The 12257-nt window shown below is 74.2% G+C and carries 12 protein-coding genes and 1 pseudogene; 8 read left to right on the top strand and 5 right to left on the bottom strand.

The window, feature by feature from the left end:
• Nucleotides 1-89 precede the first annotated feature (89 nt).
• Entirely contained in the window at nt 90-527 is a 438-nt protein-coding gene (locus VT52_RS18635; protein ID WP_046425811.1) for a glutaredoxin domain-containing protein, read from the top strand.
• Nucleotides 528-587: 60 nt separating this feature from the next.
• Here VT52_RS18635 and VT52_RS18630 read toward each other — a convergent pair whose 3' ends face one another.
• Together VT52_RS18630 and VT52_RS18625 are read right to left on the bottom strand one after the other, a co-directional pair.
• The gene (locus tag VT52_RS18630) at nt 588-1046 is read right to left on the bottom strand and encodes a universal stress protein (RefSeq protein WP_046425813.1); all 459 of its coding nucleotides are present in this window, start codon (nt 1044-1046) and stop codon (nt 588-590) included.
• A gap of 73 nt (nt 1047-1119) precedes the next feature.
• The gene (locus VT52_RS18625; RefSeq protein WP_046425816.1) at nt 1120-2169 is read right to left on the bottom strand and encodes a lactonase family protein; all 1050 of its coding nucleotides are present in this window, start codon (nt 2167-2169) and stop codon (nt 1120-1122) included.
• A 302-nt stretch (nt 2170-2471) separates the two neighbouring features.
• On the opposite strand from VT52_RS18625, the gene VT52_RS18620 reads away from it, so the two are divergent.
• Genes VT52_RS18620 through VT52_RS18610 form a run of 3 tightly spaced genes read left to right on the top strand, consistent with a single transcriptional unit; the run spans nt 2472 to nt 6310 of the window.
• Nucleotides 2472-4301: a glycoside hydrolase family 15 protein gene (locus tag VT52_RS18620; protein WP_046425818.1), complete on the top strand. Its 1830-nt coding sequence runs from the start codon at nt 2472-2474 to the stop codon at nt 4299-4301.
• The gene (locus tag VT52_RS18615; RefSeq protein ID WP_046425821.1) at nt 4298-5746 is read left to right on the top strand and encodes a glucose-6-phosphate dehydrogenase; all 1449 of its coding nucleotides are present in this window, start codon (nt 4298-4300) and stop codon (nt 5744-5746) included. Before VT52_RS18620 ends, VT52_RS18615 begins: the two co-directional genes overlap by 4 nt.
• 57 nt (nt 5747-5803) lie before the next feature.
• Nucleotides 5804-6310: a gluconokinase gene (locus VT52_RS18610; RefSeq protein WP_276207951.1), complete on the top strand. Its 507-nt coding sequence runs from the start codon at nt 5804-5806 to the stop codon at nt 6308-6310.
• Between the two features lie 70 nt (nt 6311-6380).
• Here VT52_RS18610 and VT52_RS18605 read toward each other — a convergent pair whose 3' ends face one another.
• The 3 genes from VT52_RS18605 to VT52_RS18595 form a co-directional block, all read right to left on the bottom strand.
• Nucleotides 6381-6878: a hypothetical protein gene (locus VT52_RS18605; RefSeq protein WP_046425822.1), complete on the bottom strand. Its 498-nt coding sequence runs from the start codon at nt 6876-6878 to the stop codon at nt 6381-6383.
• Between the two features lie 216 nt (nt 6879-7094).
• Entirely contained in the window at nt 7095-8162 is a 1068-nt protein-coding gene (locus VT52_RS18600) for a bile acid:sodium symporter family protein (protein ID WP_046425823.1), read from the bottom strand.
• 88 nt (nt 8163-8250) lie between these two features.
• Complete coding sequence (locus tag VT52_RS18595; protein WP_046425824.1) at nt 8251-8694, bottom strand: hypothetical protein; 444 nt, start codon at nt 8692-8694, stop codon at nt 8251-8253.
• 289 nt (nt 8695-8983) lie between these two features.
• On the opposite strand from VT52_RS18595, the gene VT52_RS18590 reads away from it, so the two are divergent.
• The 4 genes and pseudogenes from VT52_RS18590 to VT52_RS18575 form a co-directional block, all read left to right on the top strand.
• Complete coding sequence (locus VT52_RS18590; protein ID WP_046425825.1) at nt 8984-10213, top strand: NAD(P)/FAD-dependent oxidoreductase; 1230 nt, start codon at nt 8984-8986, stop codon at nt 10211-10213.
• Nucleotides 10214-10361: 148 nt separating this feature from the next.
• A complete protein-coding gene (locus tag VT52_RS18585) occupies nt 10362-11720 on the top strand; it encodes an MBL fold metallo-hydrolase (protein ID WP_046425827.1) in 1359 nt (452 codons plus the stop codon).
• A 110-nt stretch (nt 11721-11830) separates the two neighbouring features.
• Nucleotides 11831-11965, top strand: a pseudogene (locus VT52_RS18580) (rhodanese-like domain-containing protein); the annotation flags it as partial.
• A partial coding sequence (locus tag VT52_RS18575; protein ID WP_167377710.1) for a TSUP family transporter occupies nt 11962-12257 on the top strand: 296 nt, incomplete at its 3' end. The pseudogene VT52_RS18580 and the gene VT52_RS18575, both read left to right, overlap by 4 nt.

Here is a 12257-nt window from a genome sequence, read left to right as displayed (position 1 = left end):
CGAGGAGAGCGCTCCGCGTCGGGCCCGCAACCATCGGTGTGCCCCCCTGGCGAAGGGCTCCGGGCCCCCGGGAGATAGCCTGCGTCACCATGAAGCGCCCTTGGACCCTGCCGATTCTGCTGGTGCTCTGGGGCCTCGTCGTGGCGGCGGGGCTGTTCCGGGAGGGCGGCTCAGCCACGGGCGTGGCCGTCGTGGCCGTGTTCGTCCTGCTCGCCGCCCTGAACTCGCCCCTGGTCTTCCCGAGTTCGATCAGCGACTCGGAGGCCCGCCGCCGCAGCGAGACCGACGGCCGGCCCATCGTCTACTGGCGGCCCGGCTGCGCGTACTGCCTCCGTCTGCGCATGCGGCTGGGCCGCGCCACCCGCCGGTTCCACTGGGTCGACATCTGGCGCGACCCCGACGGCGCGGCGGCGGTGCGGGCGGTCAACGACGGCGACGAGACCGTGCCGACCGTGATCGTGGCGGGCCGGCCGTACGTCAACCCCGACCCCGCGTGGGTGCGCGAGCAGGTCTTCCCCTCCGACTGACAGAAGGGCCCCGCACGGGCCTCGTACGGTCGGCCGGCCGAGCCCGCGGGCCTGCGCGACTCAGTCCCGCCGCCCCCTCAGGACGAGGACCGGGCAGTGGGCGTGCTGGACGCAGTGCTGGGCGACCGAGCCGAGGAGCAGGCCCTTGAAGCCGCCGAGGCCGCGGCTGCCGACCACGAGCAGCGCGGCGTCACGGGATGCCTCGAGGAGGACGCTCGCGGGTGAGCCGTAGCCCGCCACCGCGCTGACCTGCACCGTGGGGTGCGCGGCGACGGCTCCCTCCACCGCGGAGGTCACCTCGCTCCGTGCCCGCTCCTCCAGGGCGGCCTCGTCCGAGCTGGAGGGCGGCATCCAGCCGAGTCCGCCGTGGAACTGCGGGACGTCCCAGGCGATCACCGCCTCCACCCAGCCGCCGGTGAGTTCGGCCTGGCGCACCGCCCAGTCGAGGGCCTGCTTGGACCCCTCCGAGCCGTCCACCCCGACCACGATGCGCTCTCTCTCGCTCTGTCGCTCGGCCATCCTCTTCCCTCGGTCCCTTCCCTCGTGCTCGTGCTCGTGCTCGTGCTCGTGCGAAGTGCCCCGCGGCGTGCCCTCAGCCGAAGGCGACGCTGCCGGCGGCGGGTACGGGCAGTGATCCGGCGGGTCTGGGGACACCCGTCGCGGTGTCGAGGTCGAGCCAGGTCACCTCGCCCGAACGCTCGTTGGCCGCGTACAGATGCCGGCCCGCCGGATCGAGCGCCAGCTCGCGCGGCCACCGGCCGCCGCACGGCACGGACGTCAGCAGTTCCGCCCCGTCCCCGGACGCGCCGAGGGCGAGTACGGCCACGGTGTCGGTGCCGCGCACGGCGGCCCACAGGAACCGGCCGTCCGGTGCCACCACCGGAGCCGAGGGCCGCACCGGGACGTCCGTGCCGTCCGGGAAGAGCGAGGTCTCGGCGACCGTGCGCAGCACTCCGGCGGCGCCGTCCCAGCGGCACACGGTCACCGTCGGCCGGAGTTCCCCGAGGACATAGGCGTGGTCCCCGGAAGGGTGGAAGGCGAGGTGCCGGGGGCCGGTGCCCGGGGGCAGGGCGGTCGCGCCGTGCGGGCGCAGTTCGCCGGTGTGCTCGTCCAGCGCGCAGATCCGCACGGAGTCGGTGCCGAGGTCCACCGCGAGCACCCAGCGCCCCGTCGGATCGGGGACGACCTGGTGGGCGTGCGGGGACCGCTGGCGTTCCGGGTCCGGCCCCGAGCCCTCGTGACGGAGCACCGCGCTCGGCGGCAGCGGCAGGCCCTCGGACGTCAGCGGCAGCACGCTGACGCTGCCCGAGCCGTAGTTGGCGGTCAGCAGATGCCCCTGGGCCAGGGCGAGATGGGTCGGTTCGTCGCCGCCGACCCGCACCGGCTCGCCGAGCGGACGGGGCGGCGTCGCGGTCACGTCGTAGGCGGCCACCGCGCCCGCCACCGTCTCCGACACGGCGTAGAGGACGGGGCCCGCCTCCCCGTGCCCGACGGCGAGGTACGAGGGGTCGGCGACGGACCTCACGACGCCCGCCCAGGTCAGCGCCCCCGTGCGTGGATCGATGTCGGCCACGACGATCCCCGGCCCACCCGCCGATGTGAACGACCCGATGAAGGCGCGCCCTGCGGCACTGCCGGCCATGAACCCTCCGCCCTCCGCCCCGCGCACAGCACGACTTAAGTCACCACGATGCGCGCGCCCCGCCGGAGCACCGCGGATTCGCCGTGCGACATGGCCCCGCGTTCACCGGAACGCATCAACGCCCCCGGCGGCCACCGCGCGCTCCCCCGGGACCACGTGAGACGGTGATCACGATGTGCGAGGCCGGCCGCCGGTGGCGCGAGGCCGGTTCCGGCAGGAGGGCGGAAGCCGGTGCGGGCATGCGTGACGAAGGAGATCGGGAGCGTCGGCTTCACGGTCCGGCGCCGGAGAAGCGAGGTCGCATGTACGATCCCGATCCGCCCTTCCGTCCCGTCCGCGGCCGGGACGGCTACCTCCCGCTGGAGGACCTCGGCCTGATCGGCGACGGCACCACGGCGGCGCTGGTCGGCCTGGACGGTTCCATCCCGTGGATGTGCCTGCCCCGCTTCGACTCGGAGGCGGTCTTCTGCGGTCTGCTCGACCATGCACGCGGCGGCCACTTCACGGTGGCGCCCGAGGATCTGACGGAGGCCCGGCAGCACTACCGGTCCGACACCGGGGTGCTGGTCACCGAACTGCGTTCGCGCACCGGTCTGGTGCGCCTCACCGACGCGCTCGCCCTCAGGTCCGGCGCCGACCTCACCGAGGACATGCCGGCCGGGCGGGCGGAGCTCGTGCGCTCGGCGGTGGTCCTGGACGGGCGGGTACGGCTGCGGGCCGAACTGGAGCCGCGCGGCGGCGGGCAGGCGCGGGCGCTGTTCAGCGGGCTGGAGGTACGGCCCCACCGGCGGCCGGGCCTGCGCCTGCATCTGCGTTCCAACCGCCCCCTCGCCGGTCTGCGCGGCACCCACGACCTCCGGCAGGGCGACCGCCTCGACCTGGTGCTGTCCTGGGGGCGCTTCCACCGGCACCACCCCTTCGACACCGACGCCATGCTCAAGGGCACCGCCGACGCCTGGCACCGCTGGATGCGGCACTGCGACTACGCCGGACCGCAGGCGGCCCTGGTCAGGCGGTCCGCGCTCACGCTGAAGATGTGCGACGACTGGGCCAGCGGCTCCCTGGTGGCCGCCCCCACCTCCTCGCTGCCCGCGCCGATCGGCGGCATCCGCAACTGGGACTACCGCTACGCCTGGATCCGGGACGCGGCGTACGCCGTGTTCGCGCTGCGCCGCATCGGCTTCGACGGCGAGGCGGACTCGTTCCTCGGCTGGGTCCTCGACGCCTTCGAGCACAGCCGCCGGCCGCGCATCATGTACACCCTCCAGGGCACCACGGTGCCGGACGAGGTGGAGGACGGCGAACTGGAGGGCTACCGCGGCTCCGCCCCGGTGCGCTGGGGCAACGGCGCCACCGACCAGCGCCAGCACGACGTCTACGGCGAGATCCTCGACTGCGCCGACCAGTGGCTGCTGTCGGGCGGGGAGATCCAGCCGCCGCTGTGGGCGGGCCTGGCCAAACTCGCCGACGCGGCGGAACGCGCCTGGCGCCATCCCGATCAGGGGATCTGGGAAGTGCGCAGCGAGGGGCGGGCGTTCACCTACTCGGCCGCGATGTGCCAGGTGGCCCTGGACCGGGCGGTGCGCATCGGGGAGCGGCACGGTCTGCCCGGCCGCGTCGACCAGTGGCGGGCGGCGGCCCAGAAGGTGCGCCAGGTCATCCTGGAGGAGTCCTGGGACGAGAGGTCGCGCACCCTCAGCGCCCACCTGTCCGGCGGCGGCGTCCTCGACGCGAGCCTGCTGGCGCTGCCGACGCGTGCGGTCGTACCGGCCGATCACCCGCGGATGGTGGCCACGGCGGCGGCCGTCGCACGGCGGCTCTCGGCCGGGAACGGGCTGCTGTACCGCTATCTGCACGACGAGACGCCGGACGGACTGGCCGGTGACGAGGGCGCGTTCGTGCTGTGCAGCTTCTGGCTGGTCGACAACCTGGTAGGGCAGGGCCGCCTGGAGGAGGCCGGGGAGCTGTACGCGTCGCTGTGCGGGCGGGCCAGCACGGTCGGGCTGCTGTCGGAGCAGATCCACCCCACCACAGGAGAGTTCATGGGCAACTTCCCCCAGGCGTTCAGCCACATCGGCGTCATCGCGAGCGGCGTGAACCTCCAGCGGGCGAGGGCGGCGAGCCCGCGGTGATCGGGCATCTGGTCGTCCTGGGCGCGACAGGCGATCTCAGCGGGCGCTTCCTCATGCCGGCCCTCGCCGCCCTGCACGCCGCGGGGCACCTCGGCGACGGGTTCCGGCTGACCGGGGCGAGCCGCGAGGAGCTGACCACGGAGCGGTTCCGGGAATGGATCACCGACTGGCTCGACCGGCAGGGCGCCGGCATCCCGGCGGAGGCCCGGCGGGCGGTCGTGGAGTCGGCGCACTACCGACGGGCCGATGTCACCGACCAGGAGGACGTCCGGGCACTGGTCGACGGCGCCGAGCCGGTGGCGCTGTACCTGGCGCTGCCGCCCTCGCTCTTCCCCCAGGTGGTCTCCGCGCTGCGCTCGGCGGGCCTGCCGGCCGGCAGCAGGATCGTCCTGGAGAAGCCGTTCGGCGAAGACCTGGACAGCGCACGCGAGTTGAACGCCCGCCTGGCCGAACTGGTGCCGGAGCAGGCGGTGTTCCGGGTGGACCACTTCCTGGCCATGACCACGGTGCAGAACGTACTGGGCAGCAGGCTCGCCAACCGGGTGCTGGAGCCGCTGTGGAACAGCACCCACATCGCCGAGGTGGAGATCGTCTGGGACGAGAGCCTCGCGCTGGAGGGCCGGGCCGGCTACTACGACCGGGTCGGGGCCCTGAAGGACATGGTGCAGAACCATCTCCTCCAGGTGCTCTGCCTCGTCGCCATGGAACCGCCGGTCACCCTGGGTGAACGGGATCTGCGGGACCGCAAGGTCGACGTGCTGCGCTCCGTGCGGCCGCTGACCGAGTACGACGTGCTGCACCGCACCCGCCGCGCCCGCTACACCGCGGGCCGGATCGAGGACCGCGACGTGCCCTCGTACACCGGCGAGGAGGGCGTGGACCCCGGCCGCGGCACCGAGACCTTCGCCGAGGTGGAGCTGGAGCTGGACAACTGGCGGTGGGCGGGCACCACGTTCCGGCTGCGCAGCGGCAAGGGGCTGCGGGTGGACCGCAAGGAGGTCGCGGTGCGGTTCCGGCCCGTGCCGCATCTGCCGTTCGGGCACACCGGGGAGGTGGAGCCCAACGTGCTGCGCTTCGGCCTCGAACCGGAGGGCCTGGCCCTGGAGCTGATGGGCACGGGCGCGCGGGCCGGGCAGCTCACCGAACTGCAGCTGTCCGCCGAGCCGGAGCCCGCCGAACTCCCGCCTTACGGAAGGCTGTTGCTGGACGTTCTGCGGGGTGATCCGGCCCTGTCGATCCGCGGTGACGAGGCGGAGCAGGCCTGGCGGGTGCTCACCCCGGTGCTCACGGCGTGGGAGCAGGACCTCGTGCCCCTGGAGGAGTACCCGGCGGGCTCGGACGGCCCGGCGCCCCGGCACACGTACGGGCCCGGCCCGGTGACCAGGGAGGCACTGCTGCACGAGGAGACGGTGACGGGTACGGCGGCCGGCGAAGGCCGGCCGTGAACGGGCGGGGGCGGTCCGGTGCGCGGTGACCCTGGACGGTGTCCGCCGTGCGTCGTCGTGATCGGGGTGTCCGGGGTGGGCAAGAGCACCGTGGCCCGGCTGCTGGCGCGACGACTGGGTGTTCCGTTCGCGGAGGCGGACGACTTCCACTCCCCCGAGAGCGTCGCCAAGATGTCGGCGGGCGTGCCGCTGACGGATGCCGACCGGGGGGCCTGGCTGGAGGCGATCGGCCGCTGGCTGCGCGAACGCGACCGCGCGGCGACCGGCGGTGTGGTGCCCTGCTCGGCGCTGCGCCGCCGCTACCGGGACGTGCTGCGGGCGGCCTGCCCGGACGCCTTCTTCGTGCATCTGACGGCCCGGCACGAGGAGGTGGGGCGGCGGATGAGCGAGCGCTCCGGTCACTTCATGCCGCGCGCCCTGCTGGAGTCGCAGGAGGCGACGCTGGAACCGCTGGAGGCCGACGAGCGGGGCGGCGCCGTGGACGCGGGTCCGGCTCCCGGGGTCGTCGTCGAGGCGGTCCTGGACCTCATGGCCGAGGCGGCGGACGACGCCGGCGGGCGCTGAACGGGCCGGGCCGGGAGGGTCGGGCGGACCCGGGCGACGGCGGTCGCCCGGACACCGGCCGGTGTCTGTGTCAGCAGCCGCCGCAGCTGTAGTACAGGGCGTCCCAGTGGGTGCCCTCGTCGGCGTAGACGTTGCCGGAGGCAGCCGTCCACATCGGGTATCCGTCGCCGCGCAGGCCGGAGTAGGTGAAGCTGTTCTTGATGTAGCTGGTGATGCAGGTGTTCTTCCCGTAGTCGAGCTTGTAGCCGTTCCAGTGGGAGTACGTGCCGGAGGCGTGCCCGGTCTCGGTGCCGCCGGTGATGTTCAGGGCGCAGCCGCTGGCGTGCTTGAGGGTCACGGCGCCCTGGGCGGTGGCCAGGTTGAGCTGGTCGAACGACGTACAGGTCGAGTTGTTGCGGTCGGAGCAGCCACCGGAGGAGGACCAGGTGATGCCCGCGTCGCGGAACATCTGGGTCGCGGTGGCATTGCTGATCTTGGTGACCGCGAAGGCGTCGGTCGCGGTGCCGAGGACGGCGACACCGGGAGCGACGACCAGCGCGAGAGCGGTCAGGGCCGAGCGGACCTTCATGGGGGAGCCTCCTGCGAATGGCCGGACGACTTGTGGGGCGACTGTGCAGGTGGTGCGTGGGGATGATGCCAGAGGCGCCCGCGCGTCCGCCAGGGATCGCGGGCGGCGTCCGCACCATCCCCCGCCCCCGTGGGGCGACTTGCCCTCATAAACCCCTACGGGTGTGCGCCCTCGCCCGGCTGTGCCCCCTCGCCGGCTCGCCCGCGGGCCGCTGGATCACCGGAGCGCACGCCGCTCACCGATCCTCCGGTACGACGGCACGACGGCGCCCTTCGCGACGGCACGCCGGGCCGAGACCTTCTGCGCCAGCCCGTACACCAGGGCGACCAGCAGCGCGTGCGGCTGCCCCGGCAGCGCCTGTACGACGACGACCGCGCTGACGCTGACATTGCTCATGCCGCACGCCAGGGTGACCGTGGCCCGCGCGGCGGACGGCAGGCGCAGCGCGCGGGCGGTGAGCGAACCCGCGAGGAAGGCCAGCCGGCACACCCCCCACCCCACGACGGCGCAGAGCCCGACGACCGTCCAGGGTTCCTGGCGCAGCACGGGAACCGCGGCGGTGGCGTTGACGTAGGTCAGGGCGAGCATCGCCGCGATCGCCACCAGCGGGGCCCCGGCGAGCAGGCGCCCGGCGACGGCGGCGGGGAGGAGCCTTCGGGTGAGCAGTCCGAGCGCGCAGGGCAGGGCGACGGCACCGGTGAGCAGCGCCCGCGCCTGACCGGCCGCGGTGTCGACCAGCGCCGCCGTGTGGTCCGCCGACGGCAGGACGTGTCCGAGCAGGCCCAGCGTCGTGGGCATGGTCAGCGGGCTGAGCAGGGCGGAGAGCAGCACGACGGCCAGCAGGGCGGTGACATCGCCGTCGCGGCCGATCCAGACCGTCGCGGCGGCGGCCACGGGCGCCGCCGCGACCAGCGCCACGGCGGCGGACAGACCGTCGGCCGGTCCCCGCAGCCCGGCGCCGTACAGCACCAGGGCGGTGGCCGGCGCCAGGGCGAAGGCGGTCAGCAGATGCGCGGCAAGGCCCGCGAGCACGGCTTTCGGCTGCCGGACGGCGGCCAGGGCGCGTCCCGGCGGTACCTGGAAGGCGGCGGCGAAGAGGATGGCGAACAGCGCGGCGGCGGACACGTCGAGGCGCAGGCCGAAGAGGCCGAGCGCGGTCTCGCGCAGCCGGGTGCCGGGTCCGGGGACGAGCAGGGCGAGCAGATAGCAGACGAGGACGGCCGGGCCGAGACGCCGGTGGATCCCACCGGACAGTCGGCCGCCGCGGGCAAAGCGAGCGGGCATGGGAAGTTCCTTGGTGTGCCGCAGGGGATTTCGGGGGAAGCACGGCGGCCTGGCGGGCGCCCCGGGGACGCGCGCGGCCGGGGACTCCCTAGACCCTGAGCGGCGGTTCCGGACGGCCGTCGGGCAGCCGCCGGGGCGACGGCGGCTCCGGGGCCGGCGGCGGGGCGCTCGCGCGCGGTCCCCGGTGCGTGCCGTTCGAGACGTACGCGTGGGCGCGCGGACCGGGGACAGGTGCCGGGGTCACCGCGATGGCCGGGCCGTCGCCATGGCAGCGAGGGCCCGCCGTCTCCCGCGTCCGCGCGGTCACGGCCCGGAGCGCGGCCGCGTTCCGGGCTCCGGCCACGACCCGGGGCCCGGCCGCGGCGAGGGGCCGGTGGGAGGCGTCGACGGCGGACCCGGCGAGGGCCCGCATGCGCGGGCAGCCGCCGAGCGCGGCGGTGAGGACGGCGCAGACGAGCGCGGCGACGAGGAGACCCGTCCAGGCAGGACGGGCGCTCGTCGGCGGCCTCGGTTCCTCGCCCCGCACACGCACGCCCCGGACGCTACGACGCCCGTGCGGCCAGGGGGCGTTCGCCTCGCGCGGCGCGCCGCCGCAGCCCCTCGCACGGGCCTACGGAGGGGCCCGCGCGGACCCGGACTTACCTCTCAGGCAAATACCCGTTGGGGTATTTGACCGTCCCGGCGGGACCGTCATAGCTTCGGTCACGGACACCCCCCGGGGTATTTGAGGAGACAACCAAACGGGGTGTGCGGACGGCCCCGCACACCGGCACAGCCCTCGACCCGACGGCCTCCGGGCCGGCACAGGAAGGAATCCAGCCATGGTCGCAAGCCCCACACCCGGCACCGAGACGATCACCGGCCGGCATCGCGTGGCCATCGTCGGCGGCGGCAGCGCGGGAATCAGCGTCGCCGCCCGGCTGCGCCGCGCGGGCGTCACCGACATCACGCTCGTCGAACCGTCCGACAGCCACTGGTACCAACCCCTGTGGACCCTGGTCGGCGGCGGACAGGCAGCCCTGCGCAGCACTCGCCGCGCCGAGGCCTCCGTGATACCGGACGGGGTGCGCTGGATACGCCGGCACGCCCTCGCCGTCGACCCCGACACACGGACGATCACCCTCACCGGCGGCGCCGAACTCACCTACGAGTACCTGGTCATGGCCCCCGGCCTGCAACTGGACTGGGACGCCGTGCCGGGCCTCGCCGAGGCGGTGGGGCACGACCGGGTGGCCAGCAACTACGCGCCCGAGTACGCCCCGCGCACCTGGGAGCTGATCAGGAACATGCGCTCCGGCACGGCCGTCTTCACCCACCCGGCCACGCCGCTGAAGTGCGGCGGGGCGCCGCAGAAGATCGCCTACCTGGCCGCCGACCACTGGCGCAGGCGGCGGGTGCTGGACCGCATCCGGATCATCCTCGTGATCCCCGACGCCACCCTGTTCAAGGTGCCCGAGTGGGGCCGCGTCCTGGAGCGGGTGGCCGAGCGGTACGGCATCGAGGTGCGGCTGCGGTCGGAGATGACCGCCGTCGACGGCGACCGCCGCGAGATCACCGTCACCGACCACGCGAGCGGCCGCGAGGAGATCATCGGATACGACCTCCTGCACGCCGTACCCCCGCAGAGCGCGCCCGACTGGGTGAAGCGGAGCCCGCTCGCCGACCCCGCCACCCCGCTGGGCTTCGTCGCCGCCGACAAGCACACGCTGCGGCACCCCCGGTATCCGGAGGTGTTCGCGCTCGGCGACGTGGCCGCCCTGCCGACCTCGAAGACCGGTGCGGCGGTGCGCAAGCAGGCCCCTGTGGTGGCCGCCAACCTGCTCGACGCGATGAGCGGCCGGACACCGGCGCACCGGTACGACGGCTACACGTCCTGCCCGCTGGTGACCGCCCGCGACCGGATGCTGCTCGCCGAGTTCGACTACGACCTGACGCCCCGGCCGACCTTCCCGCTGATCGACACCTTCAAGGAACGGCGGGACATGTGGGTCTTCAAGCGGTATCTGCTGCCGCAGATCTACTGGCACGGCATGCTCACCGGCCGCCTCTGAGGCCCGGGGCCGGGCCCCGTCACCAGCAAAAACGGCCCGGCCCGGGTCCCGTCCGCACGGCACCCACACGCGTACGGAATACCCCCGGGGGTACTCGTGTTATGGTCCACATATACCCCGGGGGGTAATCATCGAAGGGAACGTCTCCGTGTTCTTCATCGACACCATCGAGCTCGAAGGTCTCGGCAACCGCAGCTACCTGGCCGGTGGCCGGCGGACCGCCGTGGCGGTCGACCCGCCGCGCGACGTCGACCAGGTGCTGGCGGCGGCGGTGCGACGTGGCGTGCGGATCACCCACGTGGTGGAGACCCACATCCACAACGACTACGTCACCGGCGGCCTGGAGCTGGCCCGGATGACGGGCGCCGCCTACCTGGTACCGGCCGGTGCGCGGGTGTCGTTCGCACGGGTACCGGTGGCCGACGGCGACACGGTCACCGTGGACGACGGGCTCGGCCTGCGCGCGGTCGCCACCCCCGGGCACACCCCGCACCACACCTCCTACGTCCTGCTGGAGCAGGACCGTCCGGTGGCCGCGTTCACCGGCGGTTCCCTGCTGATCGGCACCGTGGGCCGGCCCGATCTGGTCGAGCCCCGGCTGACCGAGCAGCTGGCCCGCGCCCAGCACGCCTCCGCCCACCGCCTGGCCGCCGAGCTGCCGGACGAGACGTCGGTACTGCCCACGCACGGCTTCGGCAGCTTCTGCTCCTCCGCGCAGGCCGAGGGCGACACCACCACCATCGGCAAGGAGAAGTCGGCCAACACCGCGCTCACCACGGACGTCGACTCCTTCGTCGCCCGGCTGCTCGCGGAGCTCGACGACATCCCCGCCTACTACACCCACATGGGACCGGCCAACGCGGCGGGCCCCGCGCCGGTGGACCTCACGGCGCCGGCCGTCGCCGACGCCCGGGAGATCGCGTCCCGGCTCGCGGCCGGCGAGTGGGTCGTGGACCTGCGCAACCGGGTCGCGTTCGCCGAGGGCCATGTCGCCGGATCCTTCAACTTCGAGGCCGAGGGCAAGATCGCCACGTATCTGGCGTGGCTGATCCCGTGGGGCAAGCCGGTCACGCTGCTCGCGGAGTCCCCCGAGCAACTGGCCGCCGCCCAGCGCGAGCTGGTCCGGGTGGGCATCGACCGGCCGGCCGCCGCGGCCACCGGCGCGCCCGAGGAGTGGGTACCCGAGGGCGAGGATCTCGTCTCCTTCCCCCGCTCCACGTTCGCCGGCCTTGCCGAGCGCGGCACGGACGGCGTCGTCGTCCTGGACGTGCGCCGCGATTCCGAGCGCGCGGCCGGGCACATCGAGGGCTCCGTCCACATCCCGGTCCACCAGTTGCACAAGCGGCTCGGCGAGGTACCGGCGGGCACCGTCTGGGTGCACTGCGCGGGCGGCATGCGGGCCGGCATCGCCGCCTCCCTGCTGCACGCGTCGGGCCGGGACGTGGTGGCCGTGGACGACGGTTTCGACTCCGCCACCGCGGCCGGACTGACCGTGGTCACCGAGTGACCCGCTCCCTCACCAGTGCCGATCCATCCGTTTTCCCGAGAGGTCGTGTGATGTCCCCCTTGCCCAGCGGCGCGTACCGTGCCGCCGTCGCCGAGTCCGTCCGGCGCACGCGCTCCCGGCGGGCCGCGGCGCTGCCGGCCGGGCGTGGGGCGGTGGTGGCGGATGTCGAGGGTGGCATGCGGGCGTGGGCCGCCGCCGGGCACCCGGTCGTGGACGTGCGCGGGAACAGCGGTTCCATAGCATGACCACTCTGATCCTCGCGCTCGTCGCCGGCGCCGTCGTGGGCCTGGCCCTGGGCGGTCTCGGCGGGGGCGGCAGCGTCCTCGCCGTCCCCGCCCTGATCTACCTCCTCGGATTCACCACGGCCCAGGCGACGACGGCCAGCCTGGTCATCGTCACCCTCACCTCCGTCACCGCGCTGACCGGACACGCCCGGGACGGCAACGTCGCCTGGCGCACCGGCCTGCTGTTCGCCGCCGCGGGCATCGTGCCCGCGATGCTCGCCGGAGCCGTCGCCGGCCATATCCCCCAGGCCCT

This window comes from Streptomyces malaysiense (assembly GCF_000980885.2).
Classification (GTDB): Bacteria; Actinomycetota; Actinomycetes; order Streptomycetales; family Streptomycetaceae; genus Streptomyces; species Streptomyces malaysiense.
Note: the sequence above shows the minus strand (reverse complement) of the source record. Positions and strands in the feature narration are given on the sequence as shown.

What these genes read in the sequence shown, in the direction of transcription:
- VT52_RS18635 (WP_046425811.1), top strand. Translation starts at nt 90, where the DNA reads ATGAAGCGCCCTTGGACCCTGCCGATTCTGCTGGTGCTCTGGGGCCTC.
- VT52_RS18630 (WP_046425813.1), bottom strand. Translation starts at nt 1,046, where the DNA reads ATGGCCGAGCGACAGAGCGAGAGAGAGCGCATCGTGGTCGGGGTGGAC.
- VT52_RS18625 (WP_046425816.1), bottom strand. Translation starts at nt 2,169, where the DNA reads ATGGCCGGCAGTGCCGCAGGGCGCGCCTTCATCGGGTCGTTCACATCG.
- VT52_RS18620 (WP_046425818.1), top strand. Translation starts at nt 2,472, where the DNA reads ATGTACGATCCCGATCCGCCCTTCCGTCCCGTCCGCGGCCGGGACGGC.
- VT52_RS18605 (WP_046425822.1), bottom strand. Translation starts at nt 6,878, where the DNA reads ATGAAGGTCCGCTCGGCCCTGACCGCTCTCGCGCTGGTCGTCGCTCCC.
- VT52_RS18600 (WP_046425823.1), bottom strand. Translation starts at nt 8,162, where the DNA reads ATGCCCGCTCGCTTTGCCCGCGGCGGCCGACTGTCCGGTGGGATCCAC.
- VT52_RS18590 (WP_046425825.1), top strand. Translation starts at nt 8,984, where the DNA reads ATGGTCGCAAGCCCCACACCCGGCACCGAGACGATCACCGGCCGGCAT.